Annotated in this window: 17 protein-coding genes and 1 pseudogene; 6 read left to right on the top strand and 12 right to left on the bottom strand. The window is 52.8% G+C overall.

All coding sequences use genetic code 11. The features are described 5' to 3' along the window. Window positions 1-478: 478 nt before the first annotated feature. The 5 genes and pseudogenes from METLU_RS0100615 to METLU_RS0100600 all read left to right on the top strand — a co-directional run bounded on the left by METLU_RS0100615 (window position 479) and on the right by METLU_RS0100600 (window position 5138). Window positions 479-1111 carry a recombinase family protein gene (locus tag METLU_RS0100615; protein WP_196806456.1) on the top strand — a complete coding sequence of 211 codons (633 nt, stop codon included), beginning with the start codon at window positions 479-481 and terminating at the stop codon, window positions 1109-1111. 4 nt (window positions 1112-1115) lie between these two features. Then, window positions 1116-2770, top strand: a pseudogene (locus METLU_RS24045) (IS481 family transposase). Next, the gene (locus tag METLU_RS0100605) at window positions 2770-3738 is read left to right on the top strand and encodes an ExeA family protein (RefSeq protein ID WP_027156549.1); all 969 of its coding nucleotides are present in this window, start codon (window positions 2770-2772) and stop codon (window positions 3736-3738) included. The pseudogene METLU_RS24045 and the gene METLU_RS0100605 overlap by 1 nt, the downstream one beginning before the upstream one ends. Before the next feature lie 83 nt (window positions 3739-3821). After that, entirely contained in the window at window positions 3822-4046 is a 225-nt protein-coding gene (locus METLU_RS27655; protein ID WP_155920341.1) for a hypothetical protein, read from the top strand. A 162-nt stretch (window positions 4047-4208) separates the two neighbouring features. Beyond that, window positions 4209-5138, top strand: a complete 930-nt coding sequence (locus tag METLU_RS0100600) for a histidine decarboxylase, pyruvoyl type (protein WP_051299732.1) — start codon at window positions 4209-4211, stop codon at window positions 5136-5138. Between the two features lie 142 nt (window positions 5139-5280). Here METLU_RS0100600 and METLU_RS0100595 read toward each other — a convergent pair whose 3' ends face one another. From METLU_RS0100595 to METLU_RS0100580, 4 genes are read right to left on the bottom strand one after another with little or no spacing between them, the layout of a single operon-like run. Then, the gene (locus METLU_RS0100595) at window positions 5281-5736 is read right to left on the bottom strand and encodes a chromate resistance protein ChrB domain-containing protein (RefSeq protein ID WP_027156547.1); all 456 of its coding nucleotides are present in this window, start codon (window positions 5734-5736) and stop codon (window positions 5281-5283) included. Next, window positions 5733-6671 carry a DUF1259 domain-containing protein gene (locus METLU_RS0100590; RefSeq protein WP_036242604.1) on the bottom strand — a complete coding sequence of 313 codons (939 nt, stop codon included), beginning with the start codon at window positions 6669-6671 and terminating at the stop codon, window positions 5733-5735. Before METLU_RS0100590 ends, METLU_RS0100595 begins: the two co-directional genes overlap by 4 nt. Next, entirely contained in the window at window positions 6668-8044 is a 1377-nt protein-coding gene (gene chrA / locus METLU_RS0100585) for a chromate efflux transporter (RefSeq protein WP_036242602.1), read from the bottom strand. The genes METLU_RS0100590 and chrA overlap by 4 nt, the downstream gene beginning before the upstream one ends. Next, entirely contained in the window at window positions 8044-8994 is a 951-nt protein-coding gene (locus METLU_RS0100580) for a chromate resistance protein ChrB domain-containing protein (protein WP_036242600.1), read from the bottom strand. The genes chrA and METLU_RS0100580 overlap by 1 nt, the downstream gene beginning before the upstream one ends. A 244-nt stretch (window positions 8995-9238) precedes the next feature. Here METLU_RS0100580 and METLU_RS28900 point away from each other — a divergent pair, with 244 nt between their 5' ends. Further along, window positions 9239-9367, top strand: coding sequence for a hypothetical protein (locus METLU_RS28900; RefSeq protein ID WP_269209126.1), 129 nt, complete (start codon window positions 9239-9241; stop codon window positions 9365-9367). 423 nt (window positions 9368-9790) lie between these two features. Here METLU_RS28900 and METLU_RS0100565 read toward each other — a convergent pair whose 3' ends face one another. The 8 genes from METLU_RS0100565 to METLU_RS0100530 all read right to left on the bottom strand — a co-directional run bounded on the left by METLU_RS0100565 (window position 9791) and on the right by METLU_RS0100530 (window position 18926). Further along, window positions 9791-10426, bottom strand: coding sequence for a hypothetical protein (locus METLU_RS0100565; protein WP_027156543.1), 636 nt, complete (start codon window positions 10424-10426; stop codon window positions 9791-9793). A gap of 4 nt (window positions 10427-10430) precedes the next feature. Then, a complete protein-coding gene (locus tag METLU_RS0100560; RefSeq protein ID WP_456237697.1) occupies window positions 10431-11093 on the bottom strand; it encodes a HupE/UreJ family protein in 663 nt (220 codons plus the stop codon). A gap of 81 nt (window positions 11094-11174) precedes the next feature. Further along, complete coding sequence (locus METLU_RS0100555; protein WP_027156541.1) at window positions 11175-11525, bottom strand: DUF3147 family protein; 351 nt, start codon at window positions 11523-11525, stop codon at window positions 11175-11177. After that, complete coding sequence (locus tag METLU_RS0100550) at window positions 11522-14635, bottom strand: efflux RND transporter permease subunit (protein ID WP_036242598.1); 3114 nt, start codon at window positions 14633-14635, stop codon at window positions 11522-11524. Before METLU_RS0100550 ends, METLU_RS0100555 begins: the two co-directional genes overlap by 4 nt. Window positions 14636-14647: 12 nt before the next feature. Further along, the gene (locus tag METLU_RS0100545; protein WP_027156539.1) at window positions 14648-16252 is read right to left on the bottom strand and encodes an efflux RND transporter periplasmic adaptor subunit; all 1605 of its coding nucleotides are present in this window, start codon (window positions 16250-16252) and stop codon (window positions 14648-14650) included. Further along, complete coding sequence (locus METLU_RS0100540) at window positions 16249-17451, bottom strand: TolC family protein (protein WP_027156538.1); 1203 nt, start codon at window positions 17449-17451, stop codon at window positions 16249-16251. The genes METLU_RS0100545 and METLU_RS0100540 overlap by 4 nt, the downstream gene beginning before the upstream one ends. 105 nt (window positions 17452-17556) lie before the next feature. Next, window positions 17557-18522 carry a M56 family metallopeptidase gene (locus tag METLU_RS26505; RefSeq protein WP_051299698.1) on the bottom strand — a complete coding sequence of 322 codons (966 nt, stop codon included), beginning with the start codon at window positions 18520-18522 and terminating at the stop codon, window positions 17557-17559. Continuing rightward, window positions 18519-18926: a BlaI/MecI/CopY family transcriptional regulator gene (locus METLU_RS0100530; protein ID WP_027156537.1), complete on the bottom strand. Its 408-nt coding sequence runs from the start codon at window positions 18924-18926 to the stop codon at window positions 18519-18521. The genes METLU_RS26505 and METLU_RS0100530 overlap by 4 nt, the downstream gene beginning before the upstream one ends. Window positions 18927-19252 lie beyond the last annotated feature (326 nt).

The following is a 19252-nucleotide window of genomic DNA, read 5'->3' as shown; positions in this document are numbered from 1 at the left end:
CATTCACAAGCCGACGCAGGGTATAAAAACTGCGCAAAACCCAATGTCCGCGGCGGTGCGGCTTAGTTTGGCGTTGAATGGCGGTTTTCTGACTTTCAACTGCCATTGAGCTGAAACGAGTGATCGGCCGGTAATTGTAGTTTCTTGATTTCATCATCGCGATTTCTTGCACTTATCCGGTATTTTCATCTCAGATTAGCTGATTTTATAAAATCAGTTTTTCTCGCATTAATTGCCCCTGTTTTTTAGTCTTCTCACATTAAGTGATTTTATCGATTGGGATTTCTCACTTTAGTTGATTTTATCCGGTGCTTTAAAAATGGGTTTTTTGAGCAAAACCACCAGTAAAAACGAACGTTTTTACTGCTGTGTTTATTTAAAGAAAAGCGCTGTGTTTCCGATTCTTTTTTGGTTATTATAAAACCTGTTTTTAGGGTTTTCATTACCCTTAGTGATTTTCAAGGTATTTTTGGCAAAAATGATGGCACAAACTATTGGTTATCTAAGGGTGTCTACCGCAGACCAGGATTTAGAGAAAAACAAGGCGGATATTTTGACGCTCGCCAACCACCATAACCTGGGACAAGTTAAATTCATTGAAGAAAAGGTCTCCGGTAAAATCTCCTGGCATAAACGCAAGATTGCCCAGGTCATTGAAGACCTCAAAAAAGGAGACAACCTGGTCGTTAGCGAAATGTCCCGGTTAGGGCGGAGTATGCTGGAATGCATGGAAATATTATCGATCGCCATGGAACGAGGTATCCATGTCTATTCGGTGAAAGGCAATTGGCGGCTTGACCAAAGCATCCAGAGCAAGATCGTCGCGATGGCCTTTTCCATGGCCGCTGAAATCGAACGGGATTTGATCTCGCAAAGGACGAAAGAAGCATTACGCGCAAAGAAAGCTGCTGGCATGACGCTAGGCCGTCCCAAAGGGCCGGGTAAGAGCAAACTCGATCCGTTTCGCCCCGAAATCGAAGCCTTGTTGGCCAATGGTGCGACCCAGTTTTTTATTGCCGGGCGCTATGGCACGACACCGGCCAATTTGCGCAACTGGATGAGCAAGCACGGCATCAGCCGGCCTAAACAGGACAAGGTTCGTGCCGCGTAAACGCATCCCCTTTGAAGTGCTGGTGGCGCTTCAAAACCAATTGGATGTGTTATCGCCCAGAAACGCCCAACGCAAAGCGCTTATTGAGGAAACCTGCGAATCGTTTGGCATTTCACCTGCCACACTCCGGCGGTTATTAAGGAAACCTCAACTGCCTTATCTGGCATTTCGCAGCGATTACAATAAACCCCGGATACTGACGGAAGCCGATATGCGCCGTTATTGCGAATTGGTTGCGGCGCTAAAACTGAGGACGACCAGCAAAAAGGGCCGGCGTTTATCCACCAGAGCCTGTATTGAACTCCTCGAAAGGCACGGCATTGAAACCAGCGAAGGCCTGGTTAAAGTTGAACCCGGCCGGCTCAAACTCAGCACGGTCAGCCGCTATTTAACACAATGGGGTTATGACACCGCAGCCTAACCATCGAGCCGCCTTGGACGCCCTTTCAAGCCACCCATAGCAATGAATGCTGGCAATTTGATTTCTCGCCGTCAGACTTGAAAAAACCGGCATTTGCCGGCAAAGCGATCAAAGAAAGTTCGGCATATCTGGCTTTGGCAGGTGTCATCGATGACCGGAGCGGCGTTTGTTACCAGGAATACCATGTCGTCAAAGGCGAAGACGCGATGACCGCGCTGCTGTTTCTGTTTAATGCGATGTCCCCCAAGCAAGACAAGAACTGTCCGTTCCAGGGCATCCCTTCGGTTATTTACATGGACGCCGGCCCGGTCTCAAAAAGCCGCGTCTTCTTGCGGGTCATGAAGCAACTGGGAGTTGAAGTACGGGTTCATATGCCCAAGGGCAGTGATGGCCGCCGCACCACCGCACGCTCAAAGGGCAAGGTTGAACGCTCGTTCCTGACCATAAAATCCTCCTTGGAAACCCTGTACCATCTCCAGCAGCCGGAATCACTGGAAGAAGCCAACGCCTGGTTGCGGAAGTATTTACAGGAATATAACGCGATGGATCACCGGCATGAAGATCATTCCCGGTTGGATGATTGGCTGCTTAACCTGCCGCCGCAAGGTTTCCGGGAAATGTGCAGCTGGGAGCGTTTTCGCACCTTTGCCCGCGAGCCAGAACAGCGTAAAGCGGACAGCAACGCCTGTGTCAGTATTGATGGCATCCGTTATCAATTAAGCCACGAGATGGCGGGGCAAGACATCACCTTGTTATGGGGCATTTTCGATAGCGAACTCTATGTCGAGTTCAATAGCGAAAGACAAGGGCCATTTTATCCCGAAGAAGGGCCCATCCCATTCGGCAAGTTCCGTAAGCACAAAAAGAGCAACGTTGAAATTAAGGCGGATCGGATTGGGCAATTGGCCAAAACGATCAGCCTGCCACGCTCCGCGTTATCCGGCAGCAAAAGCAGTGATCAAGCCCTGTTGACCCAAGCCAATATACTGCACCTGGAAAAACCGAATTCCACACCGTTTGATGATAACCCTTTCCTGCAAACGGCCACCTTTAAAAACAAGCTGGAGGCCAAAACAGCCATTGCCGATTATCTCGGCAAACCGTTGTCCCGGTTAACCGACCAGCAAATGGGGGCCATCAATAGGATCCTGGATGATTCGCTGGATAAGAATACAGTGCTGGAAAAAGTTCGCGCGTATTTTACTTTAAGCTCGGTGGAGCGTTCGGGAGATAACTAATGTATGGTGAAATGATGCACTACTATGGTTTAGTGAAGGACTTCGACAAAACCGATTACTTCGAGACGGAAGCCTTTAAAAGCATATTGAACAGCCTTGAAATAGCGGTCTTGTCTGGCGGGATAATCACCCTGACCGGCCTTGTTGGCGTCGGTAAGACGACGATGATCCGGCATTTCCAGGATGGCCTTAAAAAGAAGAACCAAGTGATCGTCGCCAAATCGTTGGCAACCGATAAACGCCGCGTCAACATCAACACGTTATATACCGCCCTGTTCGCCGATTTGCCGACCGCAAAAGAGTTTAAGGTGCCAACCCAAGCCGAAATCAGGGAAAGGAAGCTTCAGGAATTGGTCCGTAAAATTAACAAACCGATTGCCTTCTTTATAGATGGCGCCCATGATCTCCATTGGCGCACGTTAATTGGCTTAAAACAATTGATAGAAACGATTGAGGACGCTAAGGGCACATTGACCATTATCATGGTGGGCCACCCGAAACTGGGTAATGACCTCAACAGGCCGGCCATGGAAGAAATCGGAGCCCGGGCCAAATTGTTCAGCCTGGACAGTTGGGGACAACAGAAACAGCGGTATATCGAATGGCTATTGGAGCAGTGCAGCAAGCCTAAAACGCCTATTCATGACATCGTTGCACCGGATGCCATCAATCTCTTGGCGGAACGGTTAATCACGCCATTACAAATCTGCCATTACCTGACACTCGCTTTGATAAAGGGCGCCATCACGGGGACAAAACCGGTCAATGTCGAGCTTATAGAAGCCGTGCTGTCGCCAGACTTGAACACCCTGGAACCGAAATTAGCCCGGCACGGCTATAACACCACGGCATTATGTGAACACTTGAATGCCAGGAGAAGCGAAATCAAGGCGTATTTCAATGGGCAATTGCCAGCGGCCAGGGCCGATGAGTTCAATAAGGAAATTCATAAGCTTGGGATTCTATAAATCTGATACGACTGGGGTTGTCATCAAGTAATGCTATTGCATAAATAGCTAAGCCTTTGAAAAATTTGAAAAGAGAACAATCAATGCGCGATCCACTTTGCTTTCGTGAAGCATCTAAGTCCGATTTGCCTAATGTATTACGCCTTTATTCACAGCCAGGCATGGATGATGGGAAAATACTTTCTGTATTTGAAGCGGAGCGTATCTTTGAACGTATGTCGAGCTATCCTAATTGGGGCAAATACAGAATTATGAAAAAATTGTACGTTAATCTTTATTCGCCTGATAGCATTGTCCTGGCGGTTTAGGGAAAGCGTTGAAAATTTTATGTGTTTTGATTCGGGCTGGACCCATTTCCGATCTTGGCAGCTGTCTTTTACCATGCTGGGGTCATACGGACCTGTCTTCGTTACTTTGAGAGATCGTTGATGAAATGCGGTTTATCTTTATTCGCCATTGCGGCTGCGGTAATGTTTGCCTTTTGCCCAGTGGTAGCCCAATCAGAGCAAAACGCCGCTGTTTCAGAAAAAACCGGCGATGCGGCTTCATTATCTGCAATAGTCAGGGGCACGGTGGGACCTTTTGAGCATTATTGCGATGGCTATGGCAATCCTGGCGCCAATGGAACTGGATATGTTTCAGTCATAACGCTGCATGTTGGTAAAGTACCCAAGACCTTGAAGGTAGCCGGTCAAAACGGCGAGGGACTGGACGGTACGGCCGCCTTCGATACGGCGGAAGCTTCAGAGGCCTATATCGGGCAGATCAATCTGATCGTTGCCTCATCCTTTTCCGGGCTCAACGGTGTGATATGGGGCTATGACATCGCCAAGGCCGATGAACTGGCCCGTTCGCCCAGAGTCCCTCTGTTTACCCTGATGCAGGGCCTGGATGAAATACCGGTCTATGCCATGGAGCCGCTTCTCGATGCGGGAAAAAGACTGTTTGGGACCCGTGAAGAAAAGCGCTTCCCCATGCTGCCCGGCGCCCATATTACGGCTGCCCATAAGGAAATCATCGTTGCCGGCCCTACAACGGCCTGGTGCGGGCTTGCCCTCGGCATCACCCAGGATCGCAGCCGCGATGCCAATCTGTTCATGGAGTTATGCGGCGAGCTAAAGCCGAAAAGCGATGGAAAAAAGAAATATTTCAGGCAGGTTCTGCGCAAGCTTGCCGATAGCGTGTTATTGGTCGGCAAGAATCAGGGCGTGAGCTACAAGGAAATATTCGTAGGGGTCAAGCATGAGTTCGTCCCTTCAGGCTATGTGGGCGCCGCCCTGGCGACCGCTCCTTATGTTGTCTTGGCCAAGAACGCGATTCCGATGGCCGGGCCGCAAGCCTTGCTGGATATGACCATCAGCGATTGGGAGAACGATCGGAAAACGCTGTTTTTGAAATGACAGGGGCGCATTGATCGTTTACGGCCGAGATTGCGTAAAAACACACTATGCGCCTAAGCACAGATTCTGGCTGAAAAATGAAGGCTCACTGTCTCATCGGTACCCGGAAGGCTCCTGCTTCCGGGCCTTGGCTCCCGTTCTGTCATCCCATCGACGGCGGCCAATGATGCGCTTCAGCCTGGCAATATTGGCACCAGGCATACAGCGCATCATAAATGACCAATCCGTGCTTTAACATCGCCTGATCATCGGCAAAGTTATAGGACAATCCCAATGAGATGGCATAAAGCCCGGCTGATTGCGGCGTCAGATCCAAACGCGAAGTGTCTGCGCCGCGCACAATCACGGCGAGTTGCCGTAAAGCCTTGTCCTCCAGCGCATACCGCTTCAGGAACGCATCGAAACTGCACAGATCGCCTTCATGGGAGAGTGCGACGCCCGGAACATCATAGGGAATGGCCCCTGTTTCAGCGGCTATCCTGAGCACATCGTTTGGCGGCACATAAAGAAACTCCGCGTCTCGATCAATAAAGCGGGCAATTAACCAGGGGCAGGCAATGCGGTCGATTTTCGGACGTTCACGGGTAATCCACTTCATGTTTTCTTCCGGGCTTTGGGCGTGGCCGCCTTCTGGGCGTCCAAAGCCGATTTTACGCCTTTGGCTAGGTCATTGGCAGGCCCTGTACCCCAATAATGGAGGAAAACGATACTAGGCGTTTCCCCGCTCATGTGGTTGTGAATCGCCGTGATATTAATGCCGGCCGTGCGTAAGGCTTTTAAGACGCCTTGCAGCTCGGATTCCCGCATGGCAAAGTCGCCATCCACGCTGGCTTGCTCATTGCTGCCGGCGAATACCGCCCAGGTATTGACGCCCATGGCCTTACCGGCCTCATGCCCCGCCATTTTAGTGGTTCGGCCTATCGTGACTTTATAAACATCACCGGTTTTCTCTACCGGAGCCCCGATGATCGATTCGATCGCTTTAGGGTCCAGCGAGGTCTTGACGGCATCGACCGAAGCAGAAGGCACAGCGGACTTACTGCCAGCGGTTGACTGAATGGCCTCAAACAGTCTCCCGACTGCTATCGCCAGCTTCTCCGAATCGCCCGTGCCGCCAATATGCATGAACATCACCTTGGGCGTATCCCAGAGAAAGTGATTGTGCAGGGCAGTCACTTCGATGCCATTGTCCAAGGCCGTGCTCAGGACTGGATTGATTTGATCCTCCTGAAGAACCAAGTCGCCCATCACCATGACCTGGCGACCCGCCGGCTTGAAGGCCGCCCAGGACGTCAGCCCCATGGCGGGAATCATCTTGACACCGGCGACAGTCACATTGAGATCGGAGCGAGGCTGGCTGACCTTGAACACGTTCTCGGCCTTGTCGAGCGTGCCTTTGAGGCCGGTCAGCTGCTCGATTTTGGCGATATCCAGATCAACTGAGTGACCTTGTTTCTGTTTGGCGGCTACGGGGCCCACCAAGAATGTGCACAGCGCCAATACGACAGCTTGAGAATAACGACGGGTATTCATAGGGAAACTCCTACCTGGAGCAACCAGGGGTTGAGAAAAGTAAATAACAGTCCAGCCACGCCGCAGGCGGCGATGACCGGGATGACACTCACCTTGTAGCGAAACAAGGCTAGCAACGCGCAGAGGCCTATCAAGGCGGAAAGTGCGTCAAAACGGCCCGTAAAACCCTGTGGCCAGAAGACGTGATAGGCAAAAAACGCTGCCAGGTTCAGGATCACGCCAACCACGGCCGCGGTGATGCCGGTTAACGGCGCTGTGAACTTCAGATTCCCGTGTGTGGATTCGACCAATGGGCCTCCCGCCAGAATGAACAGGAAACTGGGCAAGAAGGTGAAATAAGTGACGACAAGAGCCGCTGTAGCGCCTGCAAGAAACAGCTGATCCGGTCCGAACAATGTTTTTGCCCATCCGGCCACGAAGCCGACAAAAGTGACGACCATAATCAGCGGTCCCGGTGTGGTTTCGCCCAATGCCAACCCGTCGATCATCTGTTGAGGCAGCAGCCAGTGATAATGCTCGACGGCCCCTTGGTACACATAAGGCAGCACGGCATAAGCGCCGCCAAAAGTCAGCAAGGCTGCTTTGCTGAAAAACCAGCCCATTTGCGTCAGCGCTCCATTCCAGCCGTAGCGCGCGCACAGGAAGCCAATGGCTCCGCCCCACAAAATTAAACCTACGAAAACCAGTTTGCTCAGTCCCTTCCAGCTAAACCGGGCATGAGCGGGAATCGGCGTATCGTCGTCGATGAGTGCCGGCCCGTAACAGTTGTTAACCGCACCGTGTCCGCCACCTACGGCGAATTTCTGCGGTGCAAGTTTGCCGCCGACCGCACCGAGCAGGGCCGCTGCCAGCACGATTAGCGGGAACGGCGCCTGTAGTGCGAAGATAGCGAGAAACGCCAAGGCCGCCATGGTCCAAAGCAGCCAGTTTTTCAACGCCCGCGAACCGATACGGTAGGCGGCGAAAAGGACAATGGCCGTTACCGCCGGTTTAATGCCGTAGAGTACGCTGGCGACGGCGGGCAGATGCCCGAAGGCCAGATAAATCCAGCTTAGGCCAATCAGAATAAGCAGCGAGGGCAGGACAAACAACCCGCCGGCTATGACCCCGCCCCATGTGCGATGCATCAGCCAGCCAACGTAGGTCGCTAACTGTTGGGCTTCGGGCCCTGGCAGCAGCATGCAGTAGTTGAGCGCGTGCAAATAACGCCGTTCGGAAATCCAGCGTTTCTTCTCAACTAAATCCTGATGCATGATGGCGATTTGACCGGCCGGACCACCAAAACTAATGAAGCCGAGTTTAAGCCAGTACCAGAAAGCTTGCCCCAAAGTGACTGGCGACGGAGATGGTTGCGATGGATTGGGTTGATTCATCAGTCGTTTCCTGAAAAGGCTTGATAAAAGGCGTCAAAAATCTTCTCTGCTTCAGCCAGCAGTTCATCGTCATCGGTCCAGCGTTGCCGCATGCCGCTCATGAGCGTTTCCAGTCCGACCGCTTCCAGGACGGGAATCCCGCCGGCATCGAGGTAATGCACCAGGGCGCCGATGCGGTTCAAAGCAGGATCCTTTGTCAGTCCAAAACTGGCCAGCAAAACCTCGAAAGTGACTTTTGCCCCCACATGCGTGAATACGGCCCCGTCGAAATCGAAGCCCAGCGCCTCGGCAGGACAATCATCCGGTACCTTAAGCCATATAAAACGCGCTTCAGGATCAATGAAACGCCGGATAAGCCAGGCGCTGGCGAGCCGGTCTACCCACGGTCGCTGGCGTGTCGCCCAAATTCGCTGCCGGTAATCCTGAGGCTGAAGACGCTTGATCCGATGCTGAACGGCATGGGGCTCGTCGGGCGCAAGGCGCTCATTGACGGTCTGTTCCAGATCTTCCAAGGCTGCCGCCGCTTGCTCCTGCGCGGCGCCTGGGAAATAGTCCTGGAGGGCAATGGCTTCAAATGCCTTGCGCCACTGGTGAGCCTGTTTTTGCAGTTTGGCTGGGTCTTCCGACCGGAGATTCAAGTCAGCGCTCTGTCGGATGTCCTCAACCAGTTTTGCGTAATCGGCCGAGCGGTCGAAAAAGTGTTCAAAGAGCGCCTGCTGTTCATCGCTTTCACTGTCCAACGCCAGGATATGGGCATTGCCTCCGCCCGCAATGACGTCTTCGGCCTGAAGCTGAAGCGTCTGCCGGAATTCTGGGCGATACGGTAGCAAATAGACACCATCGCGCAGAACGCCGCAGCCCAGCGCTTTGAGTGCCCGCCATACGCGCATGCGGCCGGCGGAGTTGCGGGTCGGCAGACTGACAATAAAGATTAGCCAGGAATCGCTCATATTTAAGTTCTTATATAACAAAGTTGTAGATTATTCTACTTCATAAGCGGATAAGAACGTCAACAGAAATTTTGATCGTGAAGAGCATTTGCTACACGGTTCTCTACGGGAACGCGGCTAATGTGTTTGTGTTAAAGCATTCGTCCACAACCTAAGGAGTATTTATGAAAACCCGATATGCAATCACCGCTGTTTTAATAAGCTTGCCAATGATTCTTAGTCCTGCGAATGCCGGCGAGAAAAATTGAGCAAAGATCAGGCACCCAAAGAGGTTATCGCTGCTTTTGAAAAAGCCTATCCCTGTGCCAAGGGCTTGAAGTTCGAAGAGGAAATGTTCGAAGGCAAAGCCGCCTATGAGGTGGGATACAAGTAAAATGGCAAGGAGTACGAAGCGACCTATAGCGCCGATGGCACTGTGCTACAGAAAGAAGAGGAAATCGACCGTAAATCGCTGCCTGAACCCGTTGCTCAGGCCATTAAGAAAGCCTAGCTCGACGCCAGGATCGAAGAAGCAGAGAAATTAATGAAACCAGACAATACCCTGACCGGCTATGAAGTGGAAATCAAAGCGGCTGGCAAGGAAACCGAGATCGAACTGGATGTTAATGGCAATATTTTGAAAACCGAAAACGAATAGTCGCATCCTGTTTGTCCCATAAGGGGGCCGTAAGCGGCCGCCTTATGGGTGATACGCAATATCCCTGCTTTATCAGCTCAAAAATGGTTTATTAACCAGTAAACTTCATTTTAAATATAAAAAGATAAATTAATTACGCAGTGCGTATGAGATATCTTGTTACATCAGACCTAAAATCCGGTAAGAACCTTTGGTATTTAGAATGATCGTCACCGGCGATGAGGATTTGTTTTCCCAATACCAACCATGGGGACCTTCGAAAGGGGCCGTTAAAGTACCGCTGGATCGGTTATCGGTGCTCTCTTTAAAGCTTTTGAAGTACCCGGTCTTATCGCCCTGGGGTTCGCCATGAAAATCAAAATAGAGCTTGGCCCCGTCGGTCGCCCACGAATACTCCAGGGAGGCGCCTTTCACCAGATGGAATTTATATTCCAGACCCTCGCCAGCGGGCACCCGTATTTTGACCGAATCCTGCCACTGGGGCTGGGCCTGCTTTTGAGTATTTTCAGTCGAACCGGCAGCGGGCTTGGCGGCCTGTTTCTGGTCCTGAATACTTGTTTCAGCGACTTGCTGCGGCAGCGTCGGACAGGTGATGGCGAGCGGCTGGCTGGTGGCTTTAGTCTGCACCGATGATAAAGCAGTCAACCCCATCATTTTTCCTAAGCCAGTCGGGTCAATGCCGTATTCGGCAGGCAACACAGCCGTTATTAAAATAGTGCTGGCCAGTACCGTGGCAGAAGCCGTGGCGATGAGCAGCGATTTTAGAGAGGGAACGGAAGGATTAATGTCATTCATGAGTTTATACGTTAATTAAATAACCGGTTAACTGGTAGCCGAACAGAATCAGGCCGCCTGTCATCAACAGCGTATTGGTCGCGGTCGAAAAGGCATAAAAACTTCTGTGCCTGCGCCAAAAATCGAGTGCAATCAGGATAAACAGCAACGCCACAAACTGGCCTATCTCCACCCCGACATTGAAGGCCAACAGATTTTTCCATAACCCCTCTTGAGGCAAGGAAAAGTCCTGCAATTTGGTGGCCAGGCCAAAGCCATGAAACAAGCCGAATACCATCACGGCGATTTTGGTATTGGGCTGAAAGCCGAACAAGCGGCGAAAACCGCCCAGGTTATCGAAGCCTTTGTAGACCACGGAAAGCCCAATGATGGCATCGATCAGAAACGGATTGACTGTCACCTTGCTCAGCACGCCGAACAACAGCGTCAAGCTATGCCCCAAAGTGAACAGACTGACATACAGCAGCACATCCCGGGTGCGGAACAGAAAGAAAATCACGCCAAGCAGAAACAGCAGGTGATCGTAGCCGGTCACCATGTGCTTGGCGCCGATATACAGAAAAGGCCCGATAGCGACGCCTTGGTTGGCCAGCAGAAAATGCTGAGTATTGGCATCGACGCCATGCGCCAGAACGCTGGGACTCAGCAGAAATAACAGGCACGGCAAGCTTATCAACCAAGCGGGCCGCCATATAGTGGATATCATCGTTTAAAAAGCCTCTTGCAAGTGAGTGGAATAAGGTTATAGCTACAGTTTGACGCCACAGTACTTCAGGATAAGGACCATGATGGAATAACAGCCGGCCGTCGCCGCTAGGGAAACCCCCATGCTCAGATAGAAGTTAAGGCCTGTCTTTAGCAATAAAGGCAAGCTGACGAAGAAAACCAGGGACGGGAGAACCAACCAAAAAATCCCGGATGCCAGATCCGCCACTTTCCCGGCATCGTGGGTATCAATATAGAGCCAGAACATCGCCAGCACGGAGGTGAGCGGCAGCGAAGCCAGCAGGGCGCCGATCAATGAACTGCGTTTCGATAGCTCGGCTATCGAAACGACCAGCAGACTGGTAATGACCACTTTGATGACCGTATAGATCATTTTGTGTCACCGTTATTGATGAATACCTTGCGCATTGAACCGAAGCGTAAGTACAAAGCCGGGATCACCAGCATGTTCAGGGCGGTCGAGGTCAATAGACCGAACAGAATCACAATGGCCATCGGCGCCTGAATTTCACTGCCAGGCTCTCCGCCTGCCAGCGCTAGAGGGATCAGCGCAATGCCTGTCGCCAAGGCCGTCATCAGGATAGGCGACAAGCGTTCAAGAGCGCCTTGCTTAACGGCTCGGTATAAATCACGGATGCCCTCTTCTTGAACTAGATGGTGAATATGGCTGATCATCATGACGCCGTTGCGGGTCGCGATGCCAAACAGGGTAATAAAGCCGATAATGGAGGCGATAGACAATACGCCGCCGGACACATAAATGCCGATCACACCGCCGATCAGCGCCAGCGGCAAATTCAACATCACCAATAGCGCATCGCCCGCCGAATGAAAGGCGACAAACAGCAGCAGGAAAATGCCCACGATGACGATAAAACCGACAATAGATAAGGTTCGGGTGGCTTGCTCGGCGCTTTCAAACTGCCCCCCGTATTCAACATGATAGCCGCTGGGCAGGCTGACGTTTTGTTCGACGCCGGCACGGATGTCCTTGACCACGCCGGCCAGGTCGCGTTCGGCGACATTAGCCATGACCACAATCTTGCGCTGCGTATTTTCACGGCTGATGGTGTTCGGGCCTCGCGTTTTACGGATGTCGGCCAAGGCATGCAAAGGCAGTTGGGCGCCAGAAGCGGTCATGATGAGCGTGGAACGAATGACGTCTAGATCTTCCGGGGCACCGGCGCCGTAACGGACGACCAGATCAAAACTGCCGACGTTTTCCATGATTCTGGAGACGGCCTGACCGGCAAAAGCCGTTTCGATCGCCGTCGATACGGTATCGATGGTCAGCCCATAGCGGGCCATCGCTTTTCTGTCGAATTTGACATCCAGGAATGGCACATCGGCGGGATTGTCGATCGATACATCCACCGCTCCACGCACTTTGGCCGTAAGACCCTTGATCTGGTTAGCCAATCGCCGCAGTTCGACCAGATCCTGACCGAAGAGCTTGATGGCGATATTAGCGCGCGTGCCGGACAGCATATGGTCGATACGATGGGAGATCGGCTGGCCAATAACAATCGCCATGCCAGGCACGGCGGTCAAAGACGTCCTTAATGCGGACAGGAACTCGTCTTTGCTGCGGTCCTGCATCTTCAAGCTGACATCGATTTCCGAAGCAAAAACCTGCTGCGCATGCGGGTCCAGTTCCGCTCGCCCGGTGCGCCGGGCCGTCGAGACGACTTCCGGCTGCTGCAAAATGATTTCCTCCACACGCTGCGCCAGCTGGTCCGATTGCTGCAAAGAAGTCCCCGGCAGCGTAATCGCGCTAATGGTCAAGCTGCCTTCGTTGAACTCCGGCAAAAAAGCCCGTCCTGAAAGCGCCAATGCCAGCAAAGCCACGGTCAGGCCAGCCGCTGAAAGCACACTGATCAGTTTCCACTGTTTCAGGGTGCGCTCCAGTAAGAACAGATACCGTTGTTTCAGCCAAATCACCAGACGGCCCTCTTTATCTTCGCGAATGGCACGGGAAGCCGGTAACAGGAGGCTGCAAAGCGCCGGGGTGACGGTTACCGCGACCAGCAACGAGGCGGCGATGGCCACGATATAGGCAAACCCTAACGGCTGTAATAAACGGCCTTCTATGCCGCTGAGAAAAAACAGCGGTAAGAAAACCAGGATGATAATCAAGGTAGCGAAGACGATCGAGCCCAGAATTTCATGGCTCGCGTTGAACACCAGGGCAGTCACAGGGCGGCGCTCGGCTTCCGGCAAGCGGCTGTTTTCCCGCATGCGCCTGACCGTATTTTCGACGACAATGATGGCGTCATCGACCAAGGCGCCCAGCGCGATAGCCAAACCGCCCAGGGTCATCGTATTAATGGTCGCCCCCATGGCTTTCATGGCCAGAATCGCGGCGATCATGGACAGCGGAATGGCCAGCAAGGTGATCAACGTCGCCTGTCCGCTCATCAGAAACACAAAGATAATCAGAACCACCAGGATTGCGCCGTCCCGCAGCGCATCGAGTAAATTATCGACTGAAACGGCGATAAAATCGGCTTGCCTGAAGATATTGGCATCCAGCACCATGCCTTTTGGCAAGGAACTTTGAATATTCGCCAGTACCTCGTCCAGGCGTTGGGTGAGTTCCAGGGTGTTCACGCCCGGTTGTTTGAGCACGCCCAGAATAACCGCCGGTTTGCCGTTGTGCGAGCCGGTGCCGCGTTTAAGCGCGGCGCCTATCTTAATGTCGGCAACATGCCGGACAAGCACAGGCTGGCCGTTGCGCTCGGCAACGGCAATTTCATTGATGTCGTCCAGGTGGCGGATCCGCCCGATACCCTGAATTAAATACTCCTGGCCTGAAACCGTGTAAAAGCCGGCAGACGCATTGCGGTTACTGTCCCGGACGGCGTTGACCACGTCAGTTAAAGTGAGCTTATAGGCGGCTAGACGCTCGGGTTTAACCTGAACCTGGTATTGTTTGGTATCCCCGCCTATCGGGATCACTTCCGCGACGCCCGGTACCGACAGCAGCCGTCGCCTGACGGTCCAGTCCGCTGTGGTTTTCAGCGTTAGGCTGTCATGCTGGTCCGACTGTAGCGCTATAAACAAGATCTCGCCCATCACGGAGGCAATCGGCGCCAGCACCGGGCTGGCGATATTGGGCGGCAGACTGCCGCGTGCCAGCTGCAATTTCTCGGCGACAATCTGGCGGGCTTGGTAAATATCGGTGTTCCAGTCAAATTCGACGATAACCACGGCCAGGCCCACATCGGAGTTGGAACGCACGCGGCGCACCCCGGTAGCGCCGTTTAGAGCGGTTTCGATAGGGAAGGTAATCAGCCGTTCGACTTCGCTGGGCGCCATGCCGTGCGCCTCGCTGATGACGGTGACGGTAGGGGCCGTCAGATCCGGCAAGACATCCACAGCCATGCGCTGAGTTTCGTAAACACCCCACAGCAACAGCAGCGCAGAACCGACCAGCACAAACAGGCGATTTTTTAATGACCAGGCAATGGCTTGGGCAATCATGATCGGCAACCTCTAGTGCGCATGGCCGTGAGCGCCTAATTGCGCAGGCGATGAGGCGGCCAGAAAGACCAGATAGGCACCTTTTGTCACGACACGCTCGCCTTCGTTCACGCCGCTGAGCACCTGCACGAAACCACGGTCCCTGAGGCCTAACCGCAACACCCGGCGCTGGAACGACTCGCCCCCCGATTGCACGAAAACCACGTCCTGACCGTTATCATCGATGAGCGCCGCTTCGGGTACGGCAATCGAGGTTATTTTCTCGCCGGTATAGATGCGTGTCTGCACCAATGAGCCGACCGATAATTGCCGCTGTAGATTTTGGAACTCGACAACCATCGGCACGGTGCGTGTGACTGGATCGATCACTTGACCGTAAGAAATGAGTTTGCCGTTTTCGCCCAGCTGAATCTGGAAGTCGCTGGTGAAGCCGTCCACTTTCGCCGCGCCCGTTCCCGACGGGCTTGCGGCATACACACCATCCCTGGCGATAAAACTGACGCGTTCCGGCGTATTTAGCTGTGCCATATCGGCTTCGGCAATCCTCGCTTCCAGCCATAAGGTATCCGGATTGATGATGTGGAACAGTTTCTCGCCTTCCTCGACATAGCTGCCCGAAGCCACCGTCACCTGCGCCAGGATGCCGCTGACCGGTGCGTAAACAGGTACGCCGGAAGCGCGTCCAACCGCTTGCCTGCGCGTCTGCTCCAGGCGTTTTTCAGCCGCATTCAATTCGGCGCCCGTGACTTTAGCTCTGCTTTGCGCTTCGATAACCCGGCGCTTGGCGACCGCTTCGGCTTCAAACAGCTGTTGCAGACGGTTCAGTTCACTGCGTGCCAGCTGATCTGCCGCGCGTGCTTTTTGAACGTCGAGTTCCAGTTGCGCCATATCACTGGTGCCGCTGAGGCGTGCCGCCAAGGAGGCCAGTATTTGTCCCTGCTGCACGGGCATGCCCACTTTCGGCAACACGTCAGCCGGCGTCAGTACATGGCCGCTGGTCGGGGCGCTGACATAGGCTTCGTTTCCGGCGGAAGCTCTTAGGGTGCCCAGCGCCCGTACCGATTGTTGCAGTTCATGCCGGCCAATGGCTTCGGTGGCAAAATCGATTTTCCATTGCTGTTCCTTGAGGAAGGGAATGTCGCCGCTGTCTGCTTCTTGTTCAGCGCCTGCTGCGGCAAGAGCCGCCGCGAGATCCGGATAAACCGGCACTTCGCCTAATGCGTGGCGGACCGTAAAGGCCTTCGATGCCAATTCGACAGTGAGCTGGCGCTGGCCCGCATAGCGAGGCTCCGCTTTCACGACAAAGATGCCCGGCACCGAAGGCGAATCGGTTGAGAATCGTTCTGTAGGCTGATCTTTACTGCTCAAAATGACCGTGATCGTGCCTTCTGCGACAGGCTGGAAGTCGCTAAGCCTGGAAAAATGCGCCGCAAACAGGGATGCCTGCCCGACCGTTAATGCCCGGAACTCGACAAACAGCTCGGTTTTATCGGTGTAATGGGTGAAATCATACGCTTTAGGCTTTGGGGCTTGATTGCCGACGCCCGTATTCTGGTCGTTACAAGCCGTCAGCAGTATCAGGGCAAGAAAAATAAGACTTTTTATTACATCATTCATGGGGTGATTCCGGCGGCGGTCAATCGATCCAATTCAATACTTGCATTGCGGGCCTTGTGCATAAGATCTAATCTGTCCAGATCATAGGTTTGCCGTTCGCGGTAGGCGTCCAGTAATTCAAAAATCCCGATTTCACCGGCCTGATAAGAAATGTTAGCGATATTGATGAGTTCGTCCGAGACGGCTTGCCCTTGTTGTTCGAAGGTCTGCACCGCTTGTAACAGACCCGTCAACTCCTGCCACGAGCCGCGAATTTCGCCATACGTTTTTTGATGCGCCAAACGGTACTCGCTGTCGGCCTTTTGCGCCTGCGCGTGATAGCGCATTCGCTCGGCGTTATTCTGGCTCCACAGCGGCAACGGCACATCAACGTTGACCAGCAAAGCGGTATCGGAATAATTGGTGGCGTCAAACGTTTTGGCGCCGACGCCGAGATTGAATTTAGGAATTTTCCAACGCTCGGCCGCTTCGGCATTTAAATCGAGGGCGGCTTTTTGTTGCGCAAGACTTTGCAAAGCGGGGTTCTGTTCCAGCTCCGCCAGAAACCGGTCTAAGGCGGCCGGTGCCGCTGGCAAGAGCTCGCCTGAGACGCTGGCTTCGTGGTCGGCCGCGTCGTGGTTCTCCCACAACGCGTTCAGTTGCTCCCAGCTGCGACGCAGCGCCGCTTGTTCGGCTTGCTGCTGGGTAGTCGCGGAAGCATATTCGCGCTGCAAGCGTTTTAAATCGTAACCGGAGACATCGCCGGCGGAAGTCCGTTCGCGGATGATCCGTTCCAGTTCGGCGAGGCGTTGCGTCCAGGCGTTAATAGCCTGCAAGCGCTGTTGCTGATGCAACACATCAAAAAACCGCTGGCGGGTTTCGGCTTTGAACAAAGCGAGACGCGATTGCGTCGTGGCTGTGGCGGACTGCAGACGCAATTTGGCCGCCGACTGTCGCAATTCACGTCGCCCGCTCAAATCGACGCTCTGCGAGATCATGTAGGATTGCTCGGTTGCATTCTGATCGCGCAGGTGAGGGGCGTCCAAAGCATAAGAGAAGGTCGGATTATCCCAGTGTGAGAATTCCTCAACATCGCTTTGCGCTTCATTGATAGTGCCTTCGATCCAGCTTCGAACATTCGTCTGCTGGAGCACCTTTTCTACCGTCTGTGCTTCGGTTAAAGGCGGGGCCGCTTGCGCATGCGCCGGTAGAGGAAGCATTAGCGCCACTAGGAATAAATGGTTCAGCACACAAAACCGACCGTTAGTCGGTATTCTAGGCAGCCGTCTTTTCAATCGAGCCATCTTATAGGTCGCTCATGAGGATTAGAGTAAATGATGCAGCGGCATGGCTAATGCCAGCATGCCGCTGAACAAGGTGATAAAAAACAGCGCCGTAAAAAACACCTGGCAGCGGTTTACCGGCTTAGGCGGCGCCAGCAGTTGTTGAATCCTGACATCGATATGGCTGCCGTTAAAAGCGATGACGCCTATATTCTGTTCCGGAATCCGCGTGTTTAATTTACGTGCTAGATTAATAATCGTTTCCGCCACGAAAAGCCGATCCCCGACCTTTAGGGCCGCAGCCTCATCGCAGATCTGTTCCTGCGCCAACGCCAGATCAGCCAGCAAATGCCGACGCAGCGCGGGAAAATGGAACAAAGCCGCCAAACTCAGGAATAAGCGCCGTAACACATCACGTCGCCGGCAATGCGCCTGTTCATGCGCCAGCACCACGTCCAACTGTTCTGCCGATAATTGCTCCATCAGCCGTGAGGAAATGAAAGCGCAGGGCGTAAACAGGCCGCAAGAGAAAACAAAAACATGCTCGCTGGCAATGCGAAAAACACCGGCTTTATGATCCGGTTGACCGACCAACCGGAGTGTTGCTTGGAAATGCCGATGCCTAGCCAGTAACTTGATGCCTTTATAGATATTAGACAGTGTGACCATCGCTAACAGACTGCTCCCACCCAGCCATAGCGCATCGGACAGATGGACGATAGGGTCAAACCAGCAAAGATGCGCTATGCCATTGGTGTGACTGGCGCAATGTTCAGTCGCTATTTCGTGACTGTCTGTCCAGGAAGGCAGTAATCCGGCAAAAGCTAATAACAATCCGATCAAAGCGGGACTGAGCAACCATAGCGTCAATAGGTTCGACCGGGTATGACAAGGCAGCTGGATCAGCCTGTTCCTGAACCAGGAATATAAAGGCGCCGACAACACGGCCACTAAGCCTGCAAAAAAGAGCAGGGCCAGGAGTCCTGACTGGATTAAATGCAGGGTCATGATGCGCTTTCAGTATCGCGCTTTAAGCGATATTCGTTAATCAGTTGCTCAAGCCTGTCTAGATGAGACTCGTCAGTATGGGCGGCAATATCGACGAAAGCGGCCAACATGCCGTCCGTGTTTTCTTTGGAGATGGTTTTGACGACATCCTTGATCATGCGGCCCATGAGTTCGTCACGGCTAACGACGGCATGATAAATGTAAGCATGGCTGATTTTTTGGCGTGTTAACAGTCTCTTCTTGAATAAGCGTTCGAGTGTCGATTGAATGGTATTGTGAGAAATGCCGCGCGTTTTTCCCAAGACGTTATAAACGCCTTTCGCATCAGAGTCACCATTGGACCATAGATGCTCAAGAACTGCCATTTCCAGCTCGCCTAAGTAAGGACGTTTTAAACCGTGCATGAAGCCATCAACTCGCAAGTAGCTTAGCTATTAAAAAAGTGAGTTTAAGCGCCAATAAACCGACTGTCAATCGGTGTTTAATGGGCATTCTCTGTTAAGTACAGAGCAATCAGTAGTGTGTGTGGAATAATTCTGTCAGGTTAAAGCGTACCTCAACCAGACGTCAGGCATAAGCTGAAAATCGCGTCAGAATAGAGTCCGATCCAGTATTTCCTGACAAAACCCACATAAATTCTTAGCGTTCAATCTGACAAATCCGGTCTTTACGATTTTTTCCGAATTCTGCGGCTTCCCCCTCAATAAAGTGCCCAAAGCAAAGTTGACAA

This window comes from Methylobacter luteus IMV-B-3098 (genome assembly GCF_000427625.1).
Lineage (GTDB): Bacteria > Pseudomonadota > Gammaproteobacteria > Methylococcales > Methylomonadaceae > Methylobacter > Methylobacter luteus.
The sequence above is the reverse complement of the archived record's forward strand: the minus strand, read 5'-3'. Positions and strand labels throughout refer to the sequence as shown.

Bases quoted from the DNA above. Each gene is read 5' to 3' on its own strand.
- METLU_RS0100615 (WP_196806456.1), top strand. From the start codon at position 479: ATGATGGCACAAACTATTGGTTATCTAAGGGTGTCTACCGCAGACCAG.
- METLU_RS0100605 (WP_027156549.1), top strand. From the start codon at position 2,770: ATGTATGGTGAAATGATGCACTACTATGGTTTAGTGAAGGACTTCGAC.
- METLU_RS27655 (WP_155920341.1), top strand. From the start codon at position 3,822: ATGCGCGATCCACTTTGCTTTCGTGAAGCATCTAAGTCCGATTTGCCT.
- METLU_RS0100600 (WP_051299732.1), top strand. From the start codon at position 4,209: ATGTTTGCCTTTTGCCCAGTGGTAGCCCAATCAGAGCAAAACGCCGCT.
- METLU_RS0100595 (WP_027156547.1), bottom strand. From the start codon at position 5,736: ATGAAGTGGATTACCCGTGAACGTCCGAAAATCGACCGCATTGCCTGC.
- METLU_RS0100590 (WP_036242604.1), bottom strand. From the start codon at position 6,671: ATGAATACCCGTCGTTATTCTCAAGCTGTCGTATTGGCGCTGTGCACA.
- chrA (WP_036242602.1), bottom strand. From the start codon at position 8,044: ATGAATCAACCCAATCCATCGCAACCATCTCCGTCGCCAGTCACTTTG.
- METLU_RS0100580 (WP_036242600.1), bottom strand. From the start codon at position 8,994: ATGAGCGATTCCTGGCTAATCTTTATTGTCAGTCTGCCGACCCGCAAC.
- METLU_RS0100565 (WP_027156543.1), bottom strand. From the start codon at position 10,426: ATGAATGACATTAATCCTTCCGTTCCCTCTCTAAAATCGCTGCTCATC.
- METLU_RS0100555 (WP_027156541.1), bottom strand. From the start codon at position 11,525: ATGATCTATACGGTCATCAAAGTGGTCATTACCAGTCTGCTGGTCGTT.
- METLU_RS0100550 (WP_036242598.1), bottom strand. From the start codon at position 14,635: ATGATTGCCCAAGCCATTGCCTGGTCATTAAAAAATCGCCTGTTTGTG.
- METLU_RS0100545 (WP_027156539.1), bottom strand. From the start codon at position 16,252: ATGAATGATGTAATAAAAAGTCTTATTTTTCTTGCCCTGATACTGCTG.
- METLU_RS0100540 (WP_027156538.1), bottom strand. From the start codon at position 17,451: ATGCTTCCTCTACCGGCGCATGCGCAAGCGGCCCCGCCTTTAACCGAA.
- METLU_RS26505 (WP_051299698.1), bottom strand. From the start codon at position 18,522: ATGACCCTGCATTTAATCCAGTCAGGACTCCTGGCCCTGCTCTTTTTT.
- METLU_RS0100530 (WP_027156537.1), bottom strand. From the start codon at position 18,926: ATGCACGGTTTAAAACGTCCTTACTTAGGCGAGCTGGAAATGGCAGTT.